Source organism: Acidobacteriota bacterium, assembly GCA_016716435.1.
In the GTDB taxonomy this organism is placed as follows: Bacteria; Acidobacteriota; Blastocatellia; order Pyrinomonadales; family Pyrinomonadaceae; genus OLB17.
On the sequence record JADJWI010000001.1, the window covers coordinates 336279 to 360148 of the forward strand.

A 23870-nucleotide genomic window follows, 5' to 3' on the forward strand; every position below is an offset into this window, starting at 1 on the left:
GCGCCTGCCCAACAAAAAGGGCCGACGCGTCCGGAAAACAAATGAAATCGCTCTAGGAGGAAAATACGCCCGAAACCCGGGTGAAATAATCCTGCATCGTAAATGCGAACATGATCAGCAGCCAGAAGAAACTGGCGACGGCAGAGAGCCAAACAAGCTCCTTGCTCCAGCGGACGTGCATGAAATAGAGCATAACGACCGTCATTTTGGTGAAGGCGATCGCTAAGGCAAGAAGAGTGTTCGCCCCGGGAAATACCGAATCAAGATCCCAGAATGCTACTACGTAGGTTATCCACGTGCCGACGATAAGAATTGCGAAAACGGCCAAATAGCCCGGAATTCCGATGTGCTCGTGATCTGAATGAGTTTCTGCCATCGGTGCCTCCTAATGTATAAAGTGCCGCCCCAGCAAATAGAGAAGCGGGAATAGAAATATCCAAACGATATCGACAAAGTGCCAGTAAAGCCCTGACATCTCGACGGGCGAATAATAAAGAGCGGTAAAGGTCCCGATCCAGGCCTTCCAAAGCAGCCAAGCCATTAGGAGCAACCCGACGACCATGTGCAGAGCGTGGAGTCCGGTCATCACAAAATAGATGAAATAGAACATCCGGACCTTTTCTTGAAACTTGAACGGGTCGATCTGGCCGTTAGAGTAATAATGGATCTTTTCGTCCGCGGTCAGGTAGCCGGCCGTTTCGGCTTGCTTAACAAGCTCGTGGCCGTAGTTCCATTGAAAGTCGCCTCGAGGATTGACGTACGTCTTTTTCTCGCCGTCCTTCGCAGCCGCGGCCTCGGTTTTGACCTCCCACGGGAACGCAAATGCCTGAGCCTTCTCTGCGACCTCAGCACCGGTGGACTTTTTGTTCCAGCCAGCGACCGGGATCAGGCCGTTGTTGTACTTATCTGTATACTCAATTGCCTTGACGCCCAAAAAGACCGTACCGAAGAACATCGTGAGCACGATCATTATCACCTGCATATTACGGATTCCCTTCTGGGCGTAATAGACAGCAAGGGCCATCGTCAGCGAGCTTACGATGAGCACGACGGTATTAAGGCCGCCCCAAAAGGCATCAAGGTGATTGGAGCCCTCGGCAAATGCCATCGGGTACCGCCACCGGAATACCATATACGCGGTGAACAGGCCGCCGAAGAACATGATCTCCTGGACGAGGAACATCCACATCCCGATCGAGACGGATTCCTCCTGCTGCTTCATGTTCTCGAACTGGTGCTGCAATCCCGGTTCGTGATGATGATCGTGTGCGTCTGCGTGTGTTGACATAAGCCAAATCTAGTATCGAGCAGTATTAAACGACCGAAGGCCGGCCAGCGGCGCGTCGGGCCTCTTCAAGATCAAGGCCGCTTTCCTCGCCAAATTCGTAAGCTTCCCAGGTAACAACGGGCTGCTCGTCAAAGTTCAGAGTCGGCGGAGGCGACTGTGTCCGCCACTCAAGACCCGGAAGCATCCACGGGTTGTCACCCGCCGGCTTACCGGCAAAGATCGAATGGGTCAGGTAAACGACCGGCATCAGCAGGCCGACACCGAGCACCGAAGCTCCGGCCGTAGAGAAAATATTGAGCACCTGAAACTCGGCCGGATAGGACGCGTAACGCCGCGGCATACCCTGATAACCGAGGATGAACTGCGGGAAGAAGGTCAGGTTGAACCCGACGAAGACAAGCATAGCCGAGACCTTGCCCCAAAACTCCGAGTACATCTTGCCGGTCATTTTCGGCCACCAGTAATGGATACCGGCGAGATATGCGATCACCTGCCCGCCAACCATCACGTAGTGGAAGTGGGCAACGACGAAATAGGTATCGGTAAGGTGGACCGTAAGGCCGACCGAACCGAGAAAGAGTCCCGTAAGCCCGCCGACGAGGAAGAGCCCGAGGAAGCCGATGGCGTAAAGCATTGGCGTATCATACGAGATCGAACCCTTGTACATCGTCGCGGTCCAGTTGAAGACCTTGATCGCCGAAGGCACGGCCACGACCATCGTCAGGAACGAGAACACAAGCCCGGCATAGATCGACTGTCCGCTAACGAACATGTGGTGGCCCCAAACAAGGAAGCCGAAGACAGCGATGGCGATAGACGAAAAGGCGATGAACTCGTAGCCGAAGATCTTTTTCCGCGAGAAACTGGAGATCACCTCAGAGATGACGCCCATTCCCGGCAAGATCATAATATAGACCGCTGGGTGCGAATAGAACCAAAATAGGTGCTGGAACAAGATCGGGTCGCCACCTATGGCGGGGTCGAAAATACCAACCTTTACGACTCTTTCGATAGCGAGTAAAAGTACGGTGATCGCGATGACCGGCGTTCCGAGGATCATCACAAGACTCGTCGCGTAATGTGCCCAAACGAAGAGCGGCAGACGGAACCAGGTCATGCCCGGGGCACGCATCGTGTGGATCGTAACGATGAAGTTAAGGCCCGTCAGGATCGACGAAAACCCGTTGATAAAAATTCCGAGCCCGACCGCCATCACGTACGAATTCGAAAAGGTCGTGCTGTAAGGCGTGTAGAACGTCCAACCGGTATCAACGCCGCCCTGCATCAATGCATATAGCGTCAAAAGGCCGCCGATCCAGTAAAGATAAAGGCTGAGAAGATTGATCCGCGGCAGGGCAAGGTCCTTGGCCCCGATCATTAGCGGCAGCAGGAAGTTTCCAAGCGTTGCCGGGATGGACGGGATCAGGAAGAAGAAGATCATCAAGATCCCGTGCTGGGTAAAGGCCTTGTTATAGGTGGCCGATTGCAAAAGGTCGGAACCCGGCGTCAGGAGTTCAAGCCGGATGGCCGCCGCATACAGGCCGCCCATGAAAAAGAAGACCGAGATCGAGATCAGATACATCAACGCGATCCGCTTATGGTCCTTGGTCAGGAGCCATGACTTAAGCGAATAGCCATTCGTGAGGTAGCTGTCCTTCGGTTCGCGCATCAGCGAAGGATTAAAACCGTCTGCGTTCTGCATATTTATCTACCACCTTGATTACTGTTTGAGCCCATGTTGTTAGCCGGGGCCGGTGCAGGGGCGGCCGGGGCACTCGGCGCAGTTGCCGAGGCATCGACGCCGCTCAGCGACTTGATGTAAGCCACGAGCGATATGAGCTGCTCCTCGGTCACCTGGCCCTTGAAGGTCGGCATTATCGGCTGATACCCCTCAACGACCTGCGAGCTCGGGTTCAATATCGAGTTCCTGAGGTACTCGTCGTCAACGATCGTGGAGCTGCCGCCGACGAACTTGACCTCTTTACCGTAAATATTTTCAAGCACCGCACCACGCTGTCCGCTTCCGCCTGCGTGGCACGAGGCACATCCAAGTTTGTTCTCAAAAAGATCGCGGCCTTGTTCGACCGGTGTAAGATTCGAGGCATTGCCCTGGAGCCAGCTCTCGAAATCGTTCTGCTCCATTACGACGACGGAGCCGATCATTCCAGAGTGATTCAGGCCGCAGTATTCAGCACAAAAGAGGTGATACGTGCCGGGCTTTGTGGCTTCGAACCAAAGATAGGTATAGCGGCCCGGGACGACGTCCGCCTTTGTACGGAATGCCGGGATCGAGAAATCATGGAGTACGTCCTCGGTCGTCATCGTCAGCTTGACCTTGGTATTGACCGGAACGTGGAGCTCATTTATCTCACGCTGGCCGGTTTCGTGCTGGATCTTCCACATCCACTGCTTGCCGACAACGTAAACCTGCATCGCGTCTTCCGGCATACGGTACTGGGTGTAATAAACAACGGCACCGCCGAGGAAGATGGTCATCGAGATGACGAAAGGGATGATCGACCAGACCGTCTCGAGGACGATAGAGCCATGGATCTCATCGGGTGTCGCAAATTTCTCGCGTTCGCGGTATCTGACGACGAACCAAAAGATGGCCGCAACGATCGGGATCATAAATGCGACACTGATCCCGATCAGATAAAAATAGAGAGCATCGACCTGCCACGAAAATGACGAGGCACTCTCAGGAAATAATGGTATCCACGAATCCGTCTGCATATAAAAACCGTTGTCCTTATGCGACGGGCTATTTCAGCCCGTCCGACTTCCGTTTATTTCTCCGCCAGAAGACAAATCCCATCGCCGCCATTCCAAGCAGGGTGGCGACTGCGGCGCCTCGCATAAGCCGCAGGACAGCGAGGCCGTACTTACCCGTTGAGGGGTCGTAGTGAAAACAATAAAGCAAAAGCTGATCTGTAACTCCGCCGACCTTGTTCTCGGCCGATTCGACGAGGCCGAGCCGGACGTCACGCGGAGCATAATCGATGCCGTAAAAATACTTTGAAAGCACGCCTTGCGGGGTCGCGATCATGATCGCACTTGCATGGGCGAACTGCTCCGAAGCTTCGTCCCATTCATAGGTGAACCCGACGGCGTTCGTTACGGCGTCGATCGAGGCCTGCTCACCCGTCAGGAAATGGAAGCCTTGCTCCGTTCCGGGCCTGCCGTAGCGCTTCATGTACGAGGCCTTCTTGTTCTTGGCGATCTCAGGCTTGTCGAATTCCTTTGCGTCAAAGCTGATGGCAACGACGTCAAAGTCCTTGCCCGCATCGAGCGAGATGCCCTTGAGCGAACCGGTCAGGCCGTTGAGCACCTGATTGCACAGCATCGGGCAGTCGTAATAAACCAGCGTCACGATGACCGGGCGGCCGCTCTTGAAGTAATCACCGAGAGCGACCATGTTGCCGTTCTCGTCCTTGAACCTGGTTTCGAGCGGCAGTTGCTCGCCGAGCTTTTGCTCGATCCCGACCTTCTTGAGCGGATCGGGAATACCGTTGGCCGTTGTCTGTGCCGGGTCGTACTTCCGCGGCGAGTAGAGGGGCGAGTTGTAATGCTCGTTCTTCTGGCCCGCTACCGTAAACACTCCGGCGAAAACAATGCAAAGCAAGAGCATCGGCCAAACCGCGTGCCTCACTACTTCACTCTTTTGCATTTGCTTGAACACTTTCTTGAACCTCTTTTCCCGCGGCGTGCGGGACTACTTGTAATTGCCGCCGGCAACGCGGCCGGCACTTGCATCCGTAAAATACTGTCGCGACCTTTCGGCAAGCTTTTCGGCTTCCGGACCCTGCTTTGCCTTGAGTCCGCTGCTTAGAACGACCTCTTTCGCCTGTTCGATCGGCATCGAGATCACAGCCCCGGTCTCTGGATGCTTGGCCCCTTCCTTCCAAAGCACCTTCCACTGCTTTTCAAGCTCCCAATACTCAGCCTGCGGCGGAGTTAATTCCAGATTCACACGCCCGTTAGGCCCATCGACGCCAAACCCCGGAGCTCCCTGGAGCCGCGGCTCCGCAGGCAGCCTTTCCTTCTCCTTCATCTGCATCGGATTGACCGAAGCCTGAGCTTCGGCAGAGTAAGATTCGAGCACATAGAGGAGTGCCCACATCAACCCGAACGTGATCACGATCAGCAACAAAAGGCCGATGGCGAATCCGATGATGCCGCGAAGTTGGATGTCGTTCTGTTCGTAACCAAGTTCGACATCGACCGCAAGATCGTCTTTAGCTGTGTGTGCCATAACAAAAAAATACTTCGAAAATTAGTGCCCCTTGCCGTGGTCTATCGCCCGCTGCAGGAACGGATCCATGATCGGCATGATCGGCCGCTTCGCATACTGATAAAAGAAGAACGCCATCCAGAAACCGCCGACCGCGATCGGGGCGACGATGTCCATCCAGCTAAAGCTCTCAAGCAGCGGAAGCCCCTTGCCGTGCGTTTCGATACGCGGCGTCGGGCCGATCAGGAAATACATATCGACGAGCCGCATCACGAGAATAAAACCTGCCATCGACGCGAGTAGTTTCGCTTTTCGCTTGAAATCCTGCTGAAGCAAGATGAGGAACGGGAACGCAAAATGGAAAAGGAGCAACCCGCCCGCGACCCACTGCCAGCCGCCATCAAGCCGGAAGATGTAGTAGCCCGTTTCTTCCGGGATGTTGCCGGACCAGATGATAAGGAACTGCGAGAAATTGAAGTACGTCCAGACCATCGTGAAGGCGAGCATCAACTTGCCGAGGTCGTGGAAGTGCCGCTTATCAAGCACGCGATTCATCGGAGCCTTGTCCGACAAAAAGGCGAGCATGGCGACGGCAAAGCTGAATGTCGCAAGAGCCCAGCCGGCGACGAAAAGGAATCCCCAGATGGTCGAGAACCAGTGCGGCTCGAGCATCATGACCCAATCGACGGTCGCGAAGGTTACGACGAGTACGTAGATCACCATCGTCGGGCCGGAAAACGCCGTCGCTCGCCCGAGCCATCTGGCTGCCTCTTCGTGGTCCTTGGACGCATCCTGAGCGGCTGACCATTTATTAAGTAAATAAACGATCACTCCGAAAATGATGAAGTAGATCACCGAACGGAGGATCCAGCTTTCGGTCGTCATGAACCAGCCGCGGTGCACCATTGCGTAGTCATCCGCCGGAAGGTGTGTCCACTCGTAGAGATATGAAAGGCCGAAAAGTATCGGCAAAAAGATCAGGAAGATCACGGGCAGCGTACGCGTTGCTGCCTCAACGATCCGCCGTACAACGACGCCCCAGGCACCGCCCGTCAGGTACTGAAGCATCAGCACGCCGATCGAGCCGAGCCCGAGCCCGCTCCAAAAGATAAAGCCGAGCAGCCAAGACCGAAGCCCCTGCTCAACATTGAAATAGGTCCCGATGGCCCACGCGATGAACGCAATGCCGCCTGCACCAAGAGCAATGCTCTGGTACTTCTTGATCTCGGCCGGTGCCTGATATTCGCCGTGTCCGTTCATTAATTGGCACCTCCGTTCGGCTGGGCGGCCGGGCTTGCGGCCGGCGCCGGTGTTGCTGTTGCCGCGGGCTGAGTGCCCGAGTTCATTCTCATTATCTGTTCAGGATTTTGGCTCGCCTGGAGCGTCCGAATGTAAGCCACGATCGCCCAGCGGTCCGCTACCGGAATCATTGCCTTCTGGCCGGTCATACGTCCCCAACCATTTGAGATCACGTCAAAGAAATGTCCGACCGGAGCACCACGCAGCCGGTCAATGTGATACGACGGCGGCCGTACGAACCCGCGGCGGACGATCATGCCGTCGCCCGCACCGACCGGACCGTGGCAAACGATACAGTTGATCTTGTAACGCTGTTCGCCGCGGTCGATCAACTCTTTTGTAACCGGTATCGGGAACTCGTCGATCGCGTTCGGAAAGCTCGTCACAACCGTGTTGCCGCTTGCGTCGGTCGAGGTCTGAACCTGTGCATTCGGGTCCGGGTTATCGATCTTGCCGGTATAGAAGGCCTTGTTTTCCTTCAACAAGCCGCGAGCGACCGTTCCCTCAACCATGTCGCGCGAAGCACGCCCATCGGCAAAGAAATCGCTCTTCTTATAGGCCTTGTAACGCGGCTGGTCCTGCATATCGAACCGAACTCCGCAGCCGGAGGCAACCATCGCAATCGCGAAAAGGCAGGCGATGAAAACACTGCGAGCAGGATTATTCTTCAACATCGAACACCTCCTGCGGCTTAAGTTCGCCAAGAAACGCCTTGGTCTCGTCATAATCGTATTTCGAATCGGCCGCCTCGACCAGCAAAAAGAACTTTTCACGCGAAGCGAGCGCGAATCGCGGCACATTGAAGACCGGATGATATGGCCTCGGCAGCCCATTGAGAAAAAGCATTCCGAAAACCGCCGTAAAGCCCGCGAGCAGGATCGTCAGCTCGTAAGACGGCGGAACGAATGCCGGCCAACTTAGGTACGGCCGCCCGCCGACGTTCATCGGATAATCGATATAGTGGACAAAAACCTGGAGCCCGATGCCGAGGCAAAGTCCCGCGAGTCCGCCAAAAAACACCAGCACCGGAAGAATGCTCCGCTTGATCCCCAACGCCTCATCGATCTCGTGAAGCGGAAATGGCGAAAAGGCGTCGGTCTTGGTGTACCCGGCCTCGCGCACTCGATTTGCCGCATCGACCAGATCGGTCGCGGTATCGAATTCAGCCATTAAGCCGTACAGTTTCTTCTGCATAACAATAAACCTGGCTCAGTTACTTTCCGCCTTCGCTGTTAGGCGGGTCCGTTCGGTCGTAGGTCTCCTCGACGACGACCACATTCTCCTCAAAATCCTGATGGTGCCCGTGCACATTCGCTTCCGGGAGTAGCGTTCTGACCTCAAAGATCGAGATGATCGGAACGAACCGGATGAACAGATAGAGCAGCGTGAAAAAGAACCCGATGGTGCCGACGAACATCGACCAATCGAAGACGGTCGGCGAATACATAGCCCATGACGAGGGCAGGAAGTCGCGGTTCAAGCTTGTAACGATGATCACAAACCGCTCAAGCCACATACCAACGCTGACAACCAGCGAGATCATGAACAGCCAGAAGGCGCTTTCCCTGAATTTCTTGAACCACAGCAACTGGATGGACATACCGTTGCAGAGGATCAGCAGCCAATAAGACCACCAGTACGGCCCTTCCCAAATTCGGTTCTTCATCATGAACCATTCGTACTCTGCCGCACTATACCAGGCGAAAAAACCTTCCATCGCGTAGCCATAAACCACGATCAGCCCGGTCGCGAGCATCACCTTTCCCATATAGGTGAGGTGGGTGTCCGTGATGAAATCCTTCATGTTGTAAAGGATCCGGAGCGGAATAACGAGGATCAGAACCATCGCGAACCCGGCAAAGATCGCACCCGCAACAAAGTACGGCGGGAAGATCGTTGCGTGCCATCCCGGCAGTTGAGAAACGGCGAAGTCGAAGGACACGATCGAGTGGACAGAGAGAACCAGCGGTGTCGAAAGCCCGGCAAGCAGGAGATAAGCTATCTCATAGCGATGCCAATGGCGTGCACTTCCTCGCCAGCCCCAGGAAAGCAGGCCGTAAACAGCCTTGAAGAATTTATTCTTTGCCCGGTCCCGGAGCGTTGCAAAGTCCGGGATGAGGCCGACGTACCAGAAAAGCAGCGAGATCGTCGCATAGGTCGAGACTGCAAAGACGTCCCAGATGAGCGGCGAGCGAAACTGCGGCCAGATGCCCATCGTGTTCGGGTACGGGAAAAGCCAGTAAGCCGCCAGCCACGGACGGCCCGTGTGCAAGAGCGGGAACATCGCGGCGCAGGCCACGGCGAAGAGCGTCATCGCCTCCGCAAAACGGTTGATCGAGGTCCGCCACTTCTGATTAAGCAGCAAAAGGATCGCCGAAATGAGCGTTCCGGCGTGGCCGATGCCGATCCACCAAACGAAGTTGATGATGTCGAAGGCCCAGCCGACCGGTTGGTTGTTGCCCCAGATTCCGATACCGCGGGCGAGCAGCACCACTACCGAGAACAAGAGAAGCTGTGCGACGATGAACGAGATCGCAAAACCGATGTACCAATGGAACGGCGTTCTCCGCTTTAGCGAAAGGTCGCCGATCTTATCGGATACGGTCCCGAACGAATGGTCGCCCTCCACCATTGGAGGATAGATCCTTTCTTGTATTTCTTTGATGTCTGACATATCATTTCGGCCGCCGTCCGGCCCGAATCGATCATCCGGCCTTTGGTCAGGTCACCCCGCCCGCGGCCATCAAGCATTAATGTCCGTCGTTGCCCTCTTTCTTTGCCGCAGTTTCCGGCTTCGCGTGCGAGACCTTCTTGATCTTCGGCTTTACATAGCCCGGCATCTCGGGGTTCGGATTCTTGACATCCGGCAAATAGGTCGTCCGCGGCTGTGTGTTCAACTCATTGAGCAAGTTGTAGTTACGCGGATCGACCTTGACCTTCGCGACCTTGCTGAGCGGGTCGTTCATATCGCCGAAAACTATCGCACCGGTCGGGCAGACCGACTGGCAGGCCGTCAGAACCTCGCCATCGCGGACACGGCGTCCTTCCTTCTCTGCCTCGATGCGAGCTTCGGAGATACGCTGAGTGCAGTAAGTACATTTCTCCATCACGCCGCGGCTGCGGATCGAAACCTCGGGGTTTCGCATAAGCTTGTACTGCGGCGTATCCCAGTCCTGATAAAGGAAGAAATTGAACCGGCGAACCTTGTACGGGCAGTTGTTTGAGCAATACCGCGTACCGACACAACGGTTATAAACCATGTCGTTGAGGCCTTCCGGATTGTGAACGGTTGCCGTTACCGGGCAAACGACCTCGCACGGTGCCATTTCGCACTGCATACACAGCACCGGCTGGAAGTGCGGGCCTTCGGGCTTGCTGACGTCGCTGCCGCCGTAGTAGGTATCGATACGCATCCAGTGCATCTCGCGGGCACGAGCGACCTGTTCCTTGCCTACGACCGGGATATTGTTTTCCGATTGGCAAGCCAGCACGCAGGCGTTGCAGCCGACGCATGAACTGAGGTCGATCGACATCGCCCACTTGTGGTTCTCGGCGTACCATTTGTCGTACTCGGGCGTGTTATACATCGACTTCGACTTGAAGTCGTCCTGCTTGCCCTTTGTGACGTGCTCTTCGTAATGGTTAACGTCCCAAACGCGGAGCAGATCGCGGCCTTCCATGTTGAAGTGAATCTGCGCGGATGCAATGGTCGTGGTTTCGGCGGTCTTCAAAATATCGCCGAAGCCGAACGTCATCGCATCGGAACGCTGCACCTGAAACGCATTGTAGCCAAGGCCGGTTCCAACATTTCCGGCTCGCGTACGGCCGTAGCCCATGTAGATCGTTATAACGTCATCGGGCTGGCCCGGAGCGATCCACATCGGGACGCCGTCAAGCTCTTGCCCCTGATAGGTCAGCTTGACCACGTCCGAAAACATATTGTTGCCGTGGCTGTTGATAAAGGCAGTGGGCCGTTCACCGCCGGACTGTTCACGAGCATCGTTCGAGCGGTTGATGCCAAGCCGGGCGGCGGTCGCCGGGCTGATCAGGCCGACGTTGTCCCAGGTGATCTTGGTCAGCGGGTTCGGAAGTTCCTGCATCCAGCCGTTGTTGGCAAAGCGACCGTCGTAAACCGAAGGATCAGGCAGGATCGTCACCTCAAGCGGCCCGCTGCCTGAATTTGCCGCGGCCGGCTGGCTGAGAAATGCAGTATTTGCTGAGACCGCCTTTGCCGGATATGCACTATTGGCGAGGAATCCGTCATGAACCGCACGCCGCCAATTGTCCTCAAAGGTGCTAGGAGCAGATGTAGCCGCGGGAGTTGCTGCTGCCGATGGCTGAGCGTTTGTGTTTGAATTCGCGGCCGTGTTCGCGTTTGCCGCTACAGCTACCGGAGCCGGTGCGGGTGCCGTGGCCCCGATGTTCTGCGTCTGCCAGTATTCGCGTACGATGTCGTAGTCTTTCTTTTCAAAGTTCTCGCGGAAGAAAAGCTGCGTCAGCTCGTGTACCGATTTTCCGCCATAGAGCGGCTCGATAAGCGGCTGGGTCATCGTGACAGTGCCATCATACGCACGGCCGTCGCTCCACATTTCGAGGAAGTGCTTCTCCGGCACATGCCAATGGCAGATCTCGGCTGTCTCATCAAAATGCAGCCCGAGGTGAACACGCATAGGGACTTTTGTGTCCTGCGTCCCTTCGGGAACGAATCGCTTGAAGTTGAGCTTGAGGTCGGCGGGGGTTGAATAAACGGGATTTCCGCCCATCATCACCAGCATTTTCACCCGTCCGGCGTCGATGTCGGCGACCAATTCGCTAAGCTGTTCGATCTGCGGCCGATCGGCATTTGCTGCCAGCGGGTCGGTGTAAACAACCGTTTCGCCGACGTTGCCGAGAGCTGCGTTCATCGCATGTGCAATTGCGTGAACGGCCGGCGGCTGATTATCGCCGGCGACGACGAGCGAACGGCCGCGGAAGGCCGAAAGGTCTTTCGCCATCACGGCGATCCAGTCCGAATTTTCCGTATAAGTGCTGCTCGCACCGCCAACGCCGACGGCCGCGGCGATCGCCTTTGCGACCTCGGTCATCTGGCTCGGCTTGACCGCCAGACGGTGGTCCGCCTTCGCTCCGGTGAGCGTCATCGTCGTTTCGATGGCATAGAGGCGGCTGATCTCTTTGTTCTCTTCAGAATAGCGGCGGGCCTTGGCAAAATCCGCCATGTACCGGACGTTCGAGCCCGAGAAGATGTCCGAATCGAGCGAAAGCACGCGCATTGCCCGGTCAAACCTATAAACCGTGTTCACAGGCGAACCGAAAGCGAGCTTTGCCCCTTCGTGGACATTATCCTTGTTGACCGGCTCGTATTGGACCCATTTCAAATTCGGAAGTTGGGTCTGAAGTTGCCGGATCTGCGCTTGCAGGGTCGGCGAGGTCACGGTCGGCGTGAGGAAGCGGATGCCCGCACCTCCATCGGCGCGGTTCTCGTTTATGGAGGACCGCATTGCCGTAACGAAGTTCTGCCAGGAGTTCGGTGCACCGCGGTACATTACCTTCTGCGAACGATCCGGGTCATACATGTCCAAGATCGCCGCCTGTGCGTAAATGTCGGTCGCCCCGAGGCTTGCCGGGTGCTGCGGATTGCCTTCGATCTTGATCGGCCGGCCCTCGAACGACTTGGCGAGCACGCCGGTGGCGACCCCGCCCATCGTCATCGCGGTTGCAAAAAAGAGTGGTTTGCCCGGGAGCATGTCCTCATTGGGCCGGACATAGGGCACGATCTTTTCCGGCGGTTGAATGACGCACCCCGAAAGGCCGGCAAGGGCGAGCGAGGCACCCATCACCTTGATAAAGTTGCGGCGGCTGAGGCTGTTGTCCCATTCCTCGGCCTGGATCGGGAATTCTCCCTTGACGAATTCCTCGAACTCCGGCCGGTCGGCCAGTTCTTCAAGGCTCCGCCAATAGTCCTTGCCGCTGTTTTCCGCGAGAATTTCGTCTCGCAGTTTTGCAAAGTTTTGTATGCTTTCCTGACTAGGCATCATCAATGATTCCTTTCCCTTTCCGGTAAACGATCAACGGCAGCCACTAACGGTGACACACCGAGCAGCTCGTCAACATTTCGCGGCTGCGGATCTTGTATTCTTGCTTGAGCTGAACACGTGCTTCGGTCGAAAGGTCGCTATCCTTCCAACGCATGTTATATATCTCAGATTTCGGCCTGATGAACTTCTCCGGCTCGCGGTGGCAAGCGAGGCACCACTCCATTTGAAGCGTATTTTCCTGATAGACCGAAGGCATATTGTCGATCTGGCCATGGCAGGTCGAGCATCCTATGCCCTTTGCGATGTGGATGCTGTGGTTAAAGTAAGTGTATTCCGGCAGGTCATGCACGCGTTCCCATTCGATCGGCGTATTGTCGCGATAGCTGGCACGAACGGGCTCAAGGTATGGGCTATCCGACCAGATCTGCGAGTGGCAGGTCATACACGTCTCGGTCGAGGGCATACCCGCCGACGCGGTCGTCTCAACCGTCGTATGGCAATAGCGGCAATCAATGCCATCGTCACCCGTGTGGTGCTTGTGGCTGAACTGCACAGGCTGCTGCTTCTCGACGTATCGTCCGGTAAGATAGGACGAGCGGGCGAGCTGTGTGTATGCGTAAAAGGCCGTTACGGCCAGTACGACGCCGAGGATCATTGTGATCTTCGCCACATTGTTCGCGCTTTTTGGAAAAAACTGGGCCATTGTTACACCTGAAAAACCCCAACCACCTCGATTCGATAGACCAATATCTTCAATTTACGAGAGTTGCAGGCCTCTAAATCGTTCGAGCTTAAATTTTCGGAGGTTTAGATCGGAAAAACTCCGAATAATTTAACTAAAGTCCGGGCAAACCGCAAGCTCTGCTCTTTACAAATTATTAACGCCAGCGTCCAAATACAACGCCCGGTCGAATTAGAACCACTGATAAGCGTGATTAACGCCTTCGAAACGGCGATACGATCCATTCATTTGCCGTTTCCGGCAATACATGCCCCGATCGCGTATGCATCCGTCCCCAATTCGCCGCTGACGATGGTCAGATCACGAAATGACGGGCCGAACGAAAGCTCGCGGGCTCGCGAAACGATCGAATCCAAAACTGAATCTCCGGCGTTCATTATCAAACCGCCGAGCACGACCCGCTCGATGTTGAGCAAATTGATCACGCTCGCGAGGGCCGAACCAATATATGTGCCGGTCCGTTCGAGCATCATCATTGCAAAATCATCGCCCTTTACCGCCGATTCGACGATCTTCTCGACCGTCAACTGCGAATCATCGAGCGAAGCAAGGTCTGAGGTAGCGTCCTGATGTATCCTGCTCACGGCACGCCGGACGATGTTCGGGCCAGATGCAACATCCTCAAGCCGAAGCCCGTCGGAATTTATAGCCACATACCCAAATTCACCCGCAAAACCCGAACTTCCGCGCCAGATATCTCCATCGAGGACGATAGCCCCGCCAATGCCGGTGCCGAGCGTTGCATAGAACATACTCGCCGCATTGCGGCCGGCCCCGAAGCGATATTCACCAAGCGCTCCGGAATTGGCGTCGTTTTCGACCGTGACGGGCTTGCCCCAAGCGTCGGCAAGCATTGCACCGATCTCGGTGCGTGAAAGCTCAGGAAATGCAGCCGAGAATTCGACCCGGTTGCGGTCATTGCTTATCAAACCCGGGACCGCGATCCCAACACGCTCGACCTCGCCGCCAACCTCCGCCAAACACTCGCGTCCAAACGCCGCGATCCGCTCCGCTATCCCAGATTCAGTGCCGAGCACCGCCTCCTTCCTGAAGACGATCTTACCCTCAGCCAGCGTCACGGCCGTAAGCCCGGCCGAACGAACGCTAATGCCAAGTGAACCGGTCTCAGAATTGGAGAGCGAGGACATAATTTCGAAGCAATTTAACTGAGAAGCAAAGGGAATTCTAGACGCTGGCATCAAGGGTGTCAAAGACCATCCCATAAGTTCAGCGGAAAAACCGAAAATGTTCTGCCGACGAAGATAACTCTTGATTAAAGCCAACCAATCGACCACAATTTGAGTCAAAGCTCTGAACTTCTTGAACAAAGGAAAATTATATGAAAAATCTAGTTCTTCGTAGTCGAACCGGGGTCGCATTCATGATCCTAGCGGTGTTCGTTTTTCAATCGGTTGCCGTCGGGCAGTCTCGCCCGCAAAGGCCGACGCCGACCGGAAACGAAAAACGCAATCAACGGCCGACGCCAAAGACCGAAGAACAGCTTAGGAAGGAAGAAGAGGAGCGGCGGCTTCAGGAGGAGATAAAGAACGCCGAGGTGATCGACGACCCGCTTCGCATTGAAACAAACATCGTCAATGTCGATGCGGTCGTTTACAACAAGAAGTCCGGCCAGATCATCACCGGCCTGAAAAAAGAGAATTTTGGGATTTTCGAGAATGGAATTAAACGCGATATCGCCGATTTCGCCACGCCTGAAGCCCCGATAACCGTTACGCTTGTCCTCGAGTACAGCAAATGGTCCGAGATGTTCGGCCGAGCATCGGGCGGTGTTTTTGAGCCCGGCATTTATGAGACCATCCGCCCGGTCGCACAGTTCATCACGCAGTTCATCAAACCGCCTGATGATTACGCCTCGGTCGTGGCTTTCGACCTTCGCCCGACACCGATCACAGACTTTACCAACGATCCGAACCGCATCCGCCAAACGGTCGATCTGCTGCTTCGTAACACGCCTGCATTTCGCGAGAACAATCTTTATGACGCGATCAAGTTCTCATTGATCGGCGGAAAAGGCGACTCCGTCGTGCTTGAGAATTCAGAAAGTCGGACGACGGAGTACGGGGGAATGGTTGACGTCCGGGCCAAGCGGCGGGCGATCATCCTCGTTGCTTCGGGCATCGATACCTTCAGCCGAACGAATTACGGCGAGATCCGCAAGGTGATCCAAGAGGCCGGAATACCGATCTACATAATTAGCACTGGCAACATGTTCTACAAGATGTATGAACACCGCCTGGAGACGACGACATCGATCACTGGAATGCCGGGAAGGATGGACTTCCTGCAGGCAAAGAACATAATGAATACCTTCGCTAGAGAATCGGGCGGAATGCACTTTGAAATGACCTTTCCCGGCGAGATCCCTGATTACCTGAACTCGATCAATGGCTTGCTCCGCAATCAATACAACATGGCCTACGAACTCGACGAAAAACATAAGCCGGGCTCGAAGCATAAGCTCGAGGTTAAGGTCGATGTAGACGGCGACGGCGTTTACGACGAAAAGAACTTCGTTGTCCAGCACCGCAGCGTTGTCCTGATCGCGAAAGAGGTTGAGAAGAAGAAATAGTGGTAGCAGGTTCGAATAGCGAATGCGGATGGACGGCCTCCGGGCCGTCTTTTGTTTAGAAAATGATTGAGTATTACCGCCTCAAACTGTTATTCTATTTGTTTACCGTTCTACGGAATTGATGAACAGAAAGATAACGGACAGTTACAAGGCAAAGCTTGCAAACGAGGAAGGTTACGTTGTGAAACACGGGGCCTCGCTTCGCATTGCTCTTTGCTACCCGAATACTTACGGGATCGGGATGGCCAACCTCGGCCTTCATACGATGTATGAGCTGTTCAACAACATTCCGGAAGTCTCTTGCGAACGCGTCTTCCTGCCCGATGCTTCAGAGCTCAAAGAATACGAAAAGTCGCGGACACCGCTGCTCTCGCTTGAGACTCAGACGCCCGTCCGTGATTTCGATGTCGTTGCATTCTCAATTTCATTCGAGACCGATTACCTCAACATGGCTCGGATGCTGCAGCTTTCGGGCATTCCGGTATGGTCCGCGAAACGCAACCATTATCACCCGCTAATCATTATGGGGGGAGCGGCATCCTTTCTTAATCCGGAGCCGATCGCAGATTTTACCGACATAATCGCCGTCGGCGAAGGCGAGATACTCGCTCACCAGCTTGTTGACGCGATCTTTGAAAACGAAACGAAGGACGAAAGTCTCGCCGCTCTTGCAGCCATCGGCCGCGGGTTTTATATTCCGTCGCTTTACGACGTCATCTACAACGACGACGGCACGGTCTTCGATTATGTTCCGAAGAAAGCGGGCGTTCCGAAGCGTGTCGGGCGGGCCCTCGCCTCGGTCAACCCGAAAGAAGGCACGCTCCGCCGGGCCCTGAAACGCGGCGAAAACGAACTTGCGGATTTTCTCGTCAACCAAGACACCTTCTGCCCCTCGACGGCAGTCTGGGCGCCCGCGGCCGAGATGGGCGACCGTCTTTTGGTCGAGATCTCTCGAGGCTGTTCTCAGGGCTGCCGGTTCTGTTGGGCTGGTTATAACTACTATCCGCCGCGGGTCGTCCCGGCAAAAGACATCCTCGCCAAGGCCGCCGAATGGCGTGGCAAGACCGACAAGATCGGCCTTGTATCGACCGCCGTTTGCGACCACCCGGAGATATCGACCATTCTCAGCGAATTGAGGGCGATGGAATATCGCATAACGGTCTCGAGCCTGCGGCTGGACCAGATTTCCGACGAACTGCTCGACGCTTTGGTCGAATCAAATGACCAGCAGATAGCCGTCGCTCCGGAAACCGGCTCCGACCGCCTCCGCCGCGTTATCAACAAAAATTTGACTAACGACGAGATCGTCGATATCTGCGGTGCTGTTTTTGACCGCGGAATGCTGACCATCAAGCTCTATATGATGGTCGGGCTTCCGACCGAAACGCAGGAAGACCTCGACGAGATGTTTGTCCTTGTCGAACGGATCAAGGACCGAATGCTCGAAGCCGGGAAACGCTTTGGCCGTGCGGGAAAGATCATCCCTTCCCTTAACGGGTTTGTGCCGAAGCCGAACACGCCGCTTCAGTGGGACGCCATTTGCGATGAACGCGAATTGAAACGCCGCATCAAATACGTCTGCAAGGGCCTGGGCCGCATCCCGAATGTGGACGTCCGCTTTATGTCCGCCCGCATCGCCCACGAACAGGCACTTTTTTCCTCCGGCGACCGCACGATCGCAAAGGTGATCGAGCGGGCTGCAGCCCTCGGTGGCGACATCGACAAGGCCCTTCGCGAGACCGGAGTCGATCCCGCTTTCCATACTTCGCGAGACCGCAGCTACGATGAATTTCTTCCGTGGTCGATCGTCGATACAGGCCTTTCGTTCGAATTTCTCAAGACCGAACACGAAAAGGCCCGAGAATCGCTCTCGAGCCTTCCTTGTCCTGCTGTTGAAAAATGTACGACCTGCGGCGTTTGCCCGACGACCTGGCTCGCCGATGCCCCTGCGGCTCTGGTTCAGATACAGCCCGCTAAGGTCCGCGAAGCTCTCGCCGTCGGCGCTTAGTTACTGCTTGGTCAGAAAACCTGTCGGCACGGCGGTGTGGTCGAATTGGTATTTGTACTTGTAGATACCAAACGGAAGAATATTGACATCGACACTGTACGAGGCTATCGCTTGGACATACTTCCCGTTATCCTTCACCTCGACAAAAGCATCAACCGGCAGGTCGTTATCCGTCGCAGCACGGCGAAGATAATCTGAAACCACATCAGCGGGCTTCAGCCTTCCAGATGTCGCCATTCCCTTTACCACTGCCGTGTCCATTTCCTGCCGGAAGCTCGCACCATTGTAGGCGACCGGAATGTAGTTAACCCCGGCGTTCCCGGCGAGAATGATGAGAACGAATACGATCAGGAACTTCACTCCTGCCCCGCCGCGTTCCGAACTGCGATCAAATTTATTGCTATTCATACGAAATACTCCTGGAAAAACAGATAAGCGAAGATCATTAACGCGTGGACTCAAGATAGGCTTTTAAGCTTGACCGCAGAAGGCCAACGGGGAAAGTTTTGTCTGATACGATCTCAGGCCGGCCGATGCCTTCGAGCAGAACCCATTCAATCGAACCGCCACGAGATTTTTTGTCATTGGAAAGGGCTGAGAGAACAGCCTCAAAGTCGATCGTGTTCACCGCCGGCAGGCCGCCGACACGATGAACAACATCGTTTAAGAAGTTTATACTATCCGGGGGCAATAATTCAAGCCTTTTTGAGAGTTCTGCAGCAAAGAGAACTCCATGCCCGACCGCCTCGCCATGTTTGAGATAACGGTAGCCGGTCGCAAGTTCAAGGGCGTGGGCGAGCGTATGCCCGAAATTCAGGATCTTTCGCGAACGATTTCCAACGTCTCCGACCGCCTCGCGGGCATCGCCTTTCACGATCAAAGCCTTAAACTTGACGTGCTCTGCGATGCCCTTCGCAAACGTTTCGCGTGTTGCTGCCTCAATGAATTTCAGGTCGCGGCCGCGGGCATCGATCATTTTTTCCGTGGTCGGGAGGAGCTTTTCGCCCGCGATCGCACCGTGCTTAACAGCTTCGAAAAGGCCGGCCGAAAGCTCACGCGGATCGAGCGTGGCGAGCACATTTACATCTGCGACGACGGCCGTCGGTTGATGAAACGTACCGATCAGGTTCTTGCCGAAAGAGCTATTCACGCCCGTCTTTCCACCGACGGATGAATCGATCATCGCAAGCAGCGTCGTCGGTAACTGAATCAACGCAACGCCACGAAGATGCAAAGATGCCGCAAAACCAGCCGCATCGCCGACGACGCCGCCGCCAAGTGCAACGACTGCGTCGCTCCGTTTGATGCCTTCGGAATTAAGAAACGCGAGTATCTTCTCTGCAGTTTTCAGCGTCTTAAACCGTTCGCCGTCGCCGATCATGAACGATGAAACGGAAACTCCGGCCTGCTTCAACGCAAGTTCGACGCGTTCACCATAAAGCCCAAACACCTTTCGATTTGAGATCACAGCAACACGTCGGACGTCCTCGCCCAGTGCTGAGCGGACGACCTCGCCGACACTGTCGAGAAGTCCAGAACCGCAGGCTATCCGGTACTTTGAAGCCTCGCCGGGAATACGAACGCCGACCTCGATTTTCTTCTCAGCCGATCGCATCTTTGATAACCGCAGCAATGCTGTGTGCCATTTCCTCTATCACATTTTGGTCGCGGCCCTCGATCATCACCCGGGCGAGGTTCTCCGTTCCGGAATATCGCAGCAACAGCCTTCCCTGCCCTTCGAGCCTGCGTTCAGCTTCGTCGGCCGCCGCTTTTATCGCTGGAATTGTCTCGAATGGAACCTTTTCCTTGACCCTTTGATTAACCAGAATCTGCGGCAACTTTGTAAAACCGGCCGTGAGTTCGGCGAGCGATTTCCCTGTTGCCTTCATTGCTTTGAGGACGAGCAACGCCGTCATCATCCCATCGCCGACCAAGCCGACCTCGCGGACAATAATGTGGCCGGATTGCTCGCCGCCGAACTCGGCACCGGACCGCAGGATCTCATCGAGCACATATTTGTCGCCGACCTTCGTCCGCACCATCTCGATGCCCGCTTCGCGAAATGCGATCTCGAGCCCCATGTTGCTCATCACGGTCGCAATGACCTTGCCGCTTTTGAGCTCGCCGGAACGCAGCATGTCGTTGGCCAATATCCAAAGCGTTGCATCGCCATCGACCACATTCCCACCTGCATCGACGAACAAACACCTGTCCGCGTCGCCATCAAAGGCGATGCCGATATCAGCCTTGTCTTTTGTCACTGCCGCCTGCAAGCCTTCGAGATGCAGCGAGCCGCAATCTTTGTTGATATTTCGTCCGTCCGGGTCACAGGCGATCGCTACAACCTCGGCACCAAGCTCGCGAAAGAGCTCGGGAGCAAGCGTGCTTGCCGCCCCATTCGCACAATCAAGCGTGATCTTCAGCCCATCGAGGCGAAGTCCCGGCGAGTTTTCTTTCAGATGCTCGAGATATTTCGCGTGCGAATCAGGATACAAAGTCAGATCAAACGAAGGATTCGGCTGAGTCGCCGAATCCTTTCGCAGTTCGTGTATCCGAGCCTCAAGTTCCCGTTCATCCTGCGCGTTTAGTTTCTTGCCCGAGGGCAGGAATAGCTTGATGCCGTTGTCTTCGTAAGGGTTATGCGACGCGCTGATCACGACGCCGACGTCAAATCCGCCCTCGGCCGTGAGAAAAGCGACGCCAGGTGTTGTTATCACACCCGCCGACCGGCACTCGGCGCCCGACCCCGCAGCGGCGGCCGAGAAGACCTGCTCAATATGCTCGCCCGATTCGCGCGTGTCGCGGCCCGTTATTATCTTTGCCCCGCGGCCGAGGCGGTCGCATAAGTGCTCGCCGACCGCACGACCGATTGCCGAGAGCGTAGCATCATCCAGCGGAAACTCCCCGGCCCGTCCGCGTATCCCATCCGTTCCAAATAAATTCATTAATTTCGTTTTCTTGCCCGTACTCATAGAAAATAGCTCAAGTTCAACTTATACATTAACTTATGGCACGCAGAAAAGCCTCAATTGCCATAAATCTTAATTATTGCTACGATAATCACCGGTTTTTGATTTGACAACCATTTATGCGTTGGGCGAATCTATAGGTCGAGAAGGCGGGCACTAGCCCGTAAACGTTCAACCCAGCTTTCCCCTGCACGAATTAAATAATGAAAACGAAAATACTTCCGTTTGCCGCATTGCTGTTTCTATGCCCCGGAGCCTTCGGCCAAAAGCCCGCCGAACCGGAAGAACGAAAAGTAAAGGTCGTAGTTACCGAAAATATCAAGGCAGAGGAGCGTCCCGCGTCGGGACCGAATGCCGGTGAGCGCCCCCGAACTGTCGCACCGGTTCAGCCTGTCGCAACGCCTGAAACGCCGCCGAGTTCCGCTTACCCGAATACCGGCCGCCGAACGCCTTCTTTCAATGAGATCAAGGCAAAGATCGCCGATGCCAAACGCCGCCTACAATCGCGGCCGATCACGACCGCCTCCCGCGGCAATGCATTTGAGGGCGTCGAGGCCGTGCGGGTCGCGTTCTTCGACTGGGACCGCAATGACATCGACTTTGTGATGCTCGCCAAGGATGCATTTCTTTCAACCGCATCAGATAAAGCGGTCGTGTCCGAAGGCGGACGCAATATGATCCTCCGCACGATTCGCGGCAACGGGGTCAATACACCGGTTATCATTTTTGACGAACGCAATCAGCAGCATCTGCCGCTTCTTGTCCAATATCCGAGAGTCGATAAAGGCGTTTATCAGGAAACGGCATACTACATGTCGACCCATCCGGGCATCGTTACTCCGGAGGTCGTCGGCGCCGGACAGATCTACGTACGCAACGTTATTAACACGGCTCGCGAACGGCTTGGGCGTCTCGGATTTCGGGTTGATCCGAAGGTTGCCGACATAGCGGAAAGGCTGGCCGTCGTCGAACACGTCGATCACCTCCGCTTCAGGACCGAACCGCATCAAAATATTTACAACGACGTCTTTACGCTTTTTGCGTTGAACGAAGGCCAGACCTACCGATACGCCGTCAGCTCGGCCGGTGCGGGCGGAATGGTGCAAATGATCCCGTCGACCTATCGGATGGTCAGGGCTCAGTTCCCGAACGTCCCGCTCAATCCGAACTTTGTTGAAGGAATGCGCGACCACGTTAACGCCTCTCAGGCGATGCTGCTTTATATGCAGTGGACGTGGGATGATCTCAAGTCGCGGCCTTCGGTCTCGGATGCATTGCTCCGCGGGCTTGCAACCCAGGAACAGATAATGGCGGCCGGCTATAATTCAAATCCTGCACGCCTTCCGGGATACATCACCCGCGGCGGTGCGGGCTGGGCGAACCTCATCCCGCGTGAAACGAAGATCTATTTGCAGATCTTCGCCTCGGTCGAGCAGAACGTCCCGATGACGCCTCGCCGTAAGTAAGAGAAGATACTAAATGATCGAACGGTCGCCGGTGAACTAGCCAGCGGCCGTTTTTGCTTTTATTCGCTTGCCAGATGGGCTTGGACGTCTGCGAACTTGAGCTGAACAAGGTTCGGCCCTGTAAAAAACGCATCCGCCGAGACATCGGCCACCGCGATCTCCGGTTGCGGGTATGCTAAAGCCTCGCTTTCATCAGCAAACTCCACCGTCGCCACATTCAGCCCCCAGAGCTCGCCGAGATAAATATCAAGCGTCGCCGGCCGGGCGTTGAGCTGGGCGAAATAGCGATTCTTGCGAATCTCGTTGCCCTCAAACATCTGCAGGTGGGCATATTCTTTCTCATCGAGTTCCATCGCCGCACGCTTAATGGTCCGCACCGCAGCAAACTCCGCCCGTTCCTGGTCAAAGAAATACCGCCACGCTTTCGTCTCCGGAATGCGGAGCGAACGAAGCCTGAGGCCGGTCTCGGGCAGATAATTGTCGAATAGCTGGACGTGCTCGCTGGCCGGTGTGAGCGGCTCGGGGAGAGCTGTAAAGAGATAGACCTTGCGAAAAATGGTCGTGTAAGAATTGTCGAACATTGCGAGCTTTATTATACTCGGGAGTTTGAACTTAGCTTAATCAGGTGATATTTATGAACAGATTTTTCATTGCTTTTATTTTCGTATCGCTTTCGGCATTTCTTGCGGCATGTGGCGGAGCCGAACCCGCGGCAAACAACGCCAATGCAAACAGCAACGTCGCAAACTCAGCGGCTATCAACGCAAATGCCGACAGCAACAGCCCGGTCGCGGTGACCACACCGACGCCGGCCGCGACGACCAACGAAGCTCCGACGGTCGGCCCGGTCTTCAAGGCATACTGTGCCGCGGTCGAGAAAAAGGATGAAGCCGCTATTCGCCGGATCTACTCAGCAGATTCTATTCGCCGCATCGAAGAGGAAATGAAGGCCGACGGCATCGATTCACTGATGGAATATTTCTCGAACGATATGGCGACGACCGCTCTCTGCGAGGTCCGCAATGAGACCATCACCGGCAACGAAGCCGTCGCCGAGGTCAAGACCAAAAGCATGCCGAACGGTGCCAAGGTCCTGTTCGTAAAGGAAGGTAACGACTGGAAGCTGACAAATCGCGTCCCGGGTTTTGAGAAGAAATAGCCTTCGCAAAAGTCTCCGCGAACTTTGTGCAAAGCCTTTGTGGCGTTTGCGATTAAAAAGACACCGAACCGGCTAAATGA

At 55.3% G+C, this 23870-nt stretch carries 21 protein-coding genes; 4 read left to right on the forward strand and 17 right to left on the reverse strand.

What is annotated here, in order from left to right; genetic code table 11:
- Nucleotides 1-52 precede the first annotated feature (52 nt).
- The 13 genes from IPM21_01680 to IPM21_01740 all read right to left on the reverse strand — a co-directional run bounded on the left by IPM21_01680 (nucleotide 53) and on the right by IPM21_01740 (nucleotide 14746).
- A complete protein-coding gene (locus tag IPM21_01680) occupies nucleotides 53-376 on the reverse strand; it encodes a cytochrome C oxidase subunit IV family protein (GenBank protein ID MBK9162627.1) in 324 nt (107 codons plus the stop codon).
- Between the two features lie 9 nt (nucleotides 377-385).
- Nucleotides 386-1288, reverse strand: coding sequence for a cytochrome c oxidase subunit 3 (locus IPM21_01685; protein MBK9162628.1), 903 nt, complete (start codon nucleotides 1286-1288; stop codon nucleotides 386-388).
- 25 nt (nucleotides 1289-1313) lie between these two features.
- The gene (gene ctaD / locus IPM21_01690) at nucleotides 1314-2957 is read right to left on the reverse strand and encodes a cytochrome c oxidase subunit I (protein MBK9162629.1); all 1644 of its coding nucleotides are present in this window, start codon (nucleotides 2955-2957) and stop codon (nucleotides 1314-1316) included.
- 35 nt (nucleotides 2958-2992) lie between these two features.
- Entirely contained in the window at nucleotides 2993-4024 is a 1032-nt protein-coding gene (gene coxB, locus IPM21_01695) for a cytochrome c oxidase subunit II (protein MBK9162630.1), read from the reverse strand.
- 28 nt (nucleotides 4025-4052) lie between these two features.
- Nucleotides 4053-4919: an SCO family protein gene (locus IPM21_01700; GenBank protein ID MBK9162631.1), complete on the reverse strand. Its 867-nt coding sequence runs from the start codon at nucleotides 4917-4919 to the stop codon at nucleotides 4053-4055.
- 84 nt (nucleotides 4920-5003) lie between these two features.
- Complete coding sequence (locus IPM21_01705; GenBank protein ID MBK9162632.1) at nucleotides 5004-5543, reverse strand: hypothetical protein; 540 nt, start codon at nucleotides 5541-5543, stop codon at nucleotides 5004-5006.
- A gap of 21 nt (nucleotides 5544-5564) precedes the next feature.
- Nucleotides 5565-6782: a hypothetical protein gene (locus IPM21_01710; protein MBK9162633.1), complete on the reverse strand. Its 1218-nt coding sequence runs from the start codon at nucleotides 6780-6782 to the stop codon at nucleotides 5565-5567.
- Entirely contained in the window at nucleotides 6782-7495 is a 714-nt protein-coding gene (locus IPM21_01715) for a cytochrome c (protein ID MBK9162634.1), read from the reverse strand. The genes IPM21_01710 and IPM21_01715 overlap by 1 nt, the downstream gene beginning before the upstream one ends.
- A complete protein-coding gene (locus IPM21_01720) occupies nucleotides 7482-8015 on the reverse strand; it encodes a DUF3341 domain-containing protein (GenBank protein ID MBK9162635.1) in 534 nt (177 codons plus the stop codon). Before IPM21_01720 ends, IPM21_01715 begins: the two co-directional genes overlap by 14 nt.
- A 19-nt stretch (nucleotides 8016-8034) precedes the next feature.
- Complete coding sequence (gene nrfD / locus IPM21_01725) at nucleotides 8035-9495, reverse strand: polysulfide reductase NrfD (protein ID MBK9162636.1); 1461 nt, start codon at nucleotides 9493-9495, stop codon at nucleotides 8035-8037.
- Nucleotides 9496-9571: 76 nt separating this feature from the next.
- Nucleotides 9572-12856: a TAT-variant-translocated molybdopterin oxidoreductase gene (locus IPM21_01730; GenBank protein ID MBK9162637.1), complete on the reverse strand. Its 3285-nt coding sequence runs from the start codon at nucleotides 12854-12856 to the stop codon at nucleotides 9572-9574.
- A gap of 43 nt (nucleotides 12857-12899) precedes the next feature.
- Complete coding sequence (locus IPM21_01735) at nucleotides 12900-13559, reverse strand: cytochrome c3 family protein (protein ID MBK9162638.1); 660 nt, start codon at nucleotides 13557-13559, stop codon at nucleotides 12900-12902.
- A 263-nt stretch (nucleotides 13560-13822) separates the two neighbouring features.
- Nucleotides 13823-14746, reverse strand: coding sequence for an ROK family protein (locus IPM21_01740; GenBank protein MBK9162639.1), 924 nt, complete (start codon nucleotides 14744-14746; stop codon nucleotides 13823-13825).
- A gap of 191 nt (nucleotides 14747-14937) precedes the next feature.
- Here IPM21_01740 and IPM21_01745 point away from each other — a divergent pair, with 191 nt between their 5' ends.
- Together IPM21_01745 and IPM21_01750 are read left to right on the forward strand one after the other, a co-directional pair.
- Nucleotides 14938-16188: a VWA domain-containing protein gene (locus IPM21_01745; GenBank protein MBK9162640.1), complete on the forward strand. Its 1251-nt coding sequence runs from the start codon at nucleotides 14938-14940 to the stop codon at nucleotides 16186-16188.
- Between the two features lie 121 nt (nucleotides 16189-16309).
- A complete protein-coding gene (locus IPM21_01750; GenBank protein MBK9162641.1) occupies nucleotides 16310-18196 on the forward strand; it encodes a radical SAM protein in 1887 nt (628 codons plus the stop codon).
- On the opposite strand, the gene IPM21_01755 is transcribed toward IPM21_01750, so the two are convergent.
- Genes IPM21_01755 through glmM form a run of 3 tightly spaced genes read right to left on the reverse strand, consistent with a single transcriptional unit; the run spans nucleotide 18197 to nucleotide 21141 of the window.
- Complete coding sequence (locus IPM21_01755; protein ID MBK9162642.1) at nucleotides 18197-18604, reverse strand: hypothetical protein; 408 nt, start codon at nucleotides 18602-18604, stop codon at nucleotides 18197-18199. It abuts the gene before it with no gap.
- A 37-nt stretch (nucleotides 18605-18641) separates the two neighbouring features.
- Complete coding sequence (gene aroB / locus IPM21_01760) at nucleotides 18642-19811, reverse strand: 3-dehydroquinate synthase (GenBank protein ID MBK9162643.1); 1170 nt, start codon at nucleotides 19809-19811, stop codon at nucleotides 18642-18644.
- Entirely contained in the window at nucleotides 19798-21141 is a 1344-nt protein-coding gene (gene glmM, locus IPM21_01765; protein ID MBK9162644.1) for a phosphoglucosamine mutase, read from the reverse strand. Before glmM ends, aroB begins: the two co-directional genes overlap by 14 nt.
- Before the next feature lie 227 nt (nucleotides 21142-21368).
- Between glmM and IPM21_01770 the strand changes: the two genes are divergently transcribed.
- On the forward strand, nucleotides 21369-22631 hold the full coding sequence (locus IPM21_01770) for a hypothetical protein (protein MBK9162645.1): 1263 nt from the start codon (nucleotides 21369-21371) through the stop codon (nucleotides 22629-22631).
- A gap of 59 nt (nucleotides 22632-22690) precedes the next feature.
- Here the strand turns inward: IPM21_01770 and IPM21_01775 are convergent, their stop codons facing one another.
- Entirely contained in the window at nucleotides 22691-23212 is a 522-nt protein-coding gene (locus IPM21_01775; GenBank protein MBK9162646.1) for a hypothetical protein, read from the reverse strand.
- 53 nt (nucleotides 23213-23265) lie between these two features.
- Between IPM21_01775 and IPM21_01780 the strand changes: the two genes are divergently transcribed.
- Nucleotides 23266-23790, forward strand: coding sequence for a hypothetical protein (locus tag IPM21_01780; GenBank protein ID MBK9162647.1), 525 nt, complete (start codon nucleotides 23266-23268; stop codon nucleotides 23788-23790).
- The last annotated feature ends 80 nt before the right edge of the window (nucleotides 23791-23870 follow it).

Excerpts from the sequence above, each read along its gene's own strand:
- coxB (MBK9162630.1), bottom strand. The coding sequence starts at position 4,024 with ATGCAGACGGATTCGTGGATACCATTATTTCCTGAGAGTGCCTCGTCA.
- IPM21_01740 (MBK9162639.1), bottom strand. The coding sequence starts at position 14,746 with ATGTCCTCGCTCTCCAATTCTGAGACCGGTTCACTTGGCATTAGCGTT.
- IPM21_01775 (MBK9162646.1), bottom strand. The coding sequence starts at position 23,212 with ATGTTCGACAATTCTTACACGACCATTTTTCGCAAGGTCTATCTCTTT.
- IPM21_01715 (MBK9162634.1), bottom strand. The coding sequence starts at position 7,495 with ATGTTGAAGAATAATCCTGCTCGCAGTGTTTTCATCGCCTGCCTTTTC.
- IPM21_01720 (MBK9162635.1), bottom strand. The coding sequence starts at position 8,015 with ATGCAGAAGAAACTGTACGGCTTAATGGCTGAATTCGATACCGCGACC.
- IPM21_01735 (MBK9162638.1), bottom strand. The coding sequence starts at position 13,559 with ATGGCCCAGTTTTTTCCAAAAAGCGCGAACAATGTGGCGAAGATCACA.
- glmM (MBK9162644.1), bottom strand. The coding sequence starts at position 21,141 with ATGAATTTATTTGGAACGGATGGGATACGCGGACGGGCCGGGGAGTTT.
- ctaD (MBK9162629.1), bottom strand. The coding sequence starts at position 2,957 with ATGCGCGAACCGAAGGACAGCTACCTCACGAATGGCTATTCGCTTAAG.
- IPM21_01750 (MBK9162641.1), top strand. The coding sequence starts at position 16,310 with ATGAACAGAAAGATAACGGACAGTTACAAGGCAAAGCTTGCAAACGAG.
- IPM21_01710 (MBK9162633.1), bottom strand. The coding sequence starts at position 6,782 with ATGAACGGACACGGCGAATATCAGGCACCGGCCGAGATCAAGAAGTAC.
- IPM21_01770 (MBK9162645.1), top strand. The coding sequence starts at position 21,369 with ATGAAAACGAAAATACTTCCGTTTGCCGCATTGCTGTTTCTATGCCCC.
- IPM21_01755 (MBK9162642.1), bottom strand. The coding sequence starts at position 18,604 with ATGAATAGCAATAAATTTGATCGCAGTTCGGAACGCGGCGGGGCAGGA.
- IPM21_01685 (MBK9162628.1), bottom strand. The coding sequence starts at position 1,288 with ATGTCAACACACGCAGACGCACACGATCATCATCACGAACCGGGATTG.
- IPM21_01780 (MBK9162647.1), top strand. The coding sequence starts at position 23,266 with ATGAACAGATTTTTCATTGCTTTTATTTTCGTATCGCTTTCGGCATTT.
- nrfD (MBK9162636.1), bottom strand. The coding sequence starts at position 9,495 with ATGTCAGACATCAAAGAAATACAAGAAAGGATCTATCCTCCAATGGTG.
- IPM21_01730 (MBK9162637.1), bottom strand. The coding sequence starts at position 12,856 with ATGATGCCTAGTCAGGAAAGCATACAAAACTTTGCAAAACTGCGAGAC.
- IPM21_01700 (MBK9162631.1), bottom strand. The coding sequence starts at position 4,919 with ATGCTCTTGCTTTGCATTGTTTTCGCCGGAGTGTTTACGGTAGCGGGC.
- IPM21_01745 (MBK9162640.1), top strand. The coding sequence starts at position 14,938 with ATGAAAAATCTAGTTCTTCGTAGTCGAACCGGGGTCGCATTCATGATC.
- aroB (MBK9162643.1), bottom strand. The coding sequence starts at position 19,811 with ATGCGATCGGCTGAGAAGAAAATCGAGGTCGGCGTTCGTATTCCCGGC.
- IPM21_01680 (MBK9162627.1), bottom strand. The coding sequence starts at position 376 with ATGGCAGAAACTCATTCAGATCACGAGCACATCGGAATTCCGGGCTAT.
- IPM21_01705 (MBK9162632.1), bottom strand. The coding sequence starts at position 5,543 with ATGGCACACACAGCTAAAGACGATCTTGCGGTCGATGTCGAACTTGGT.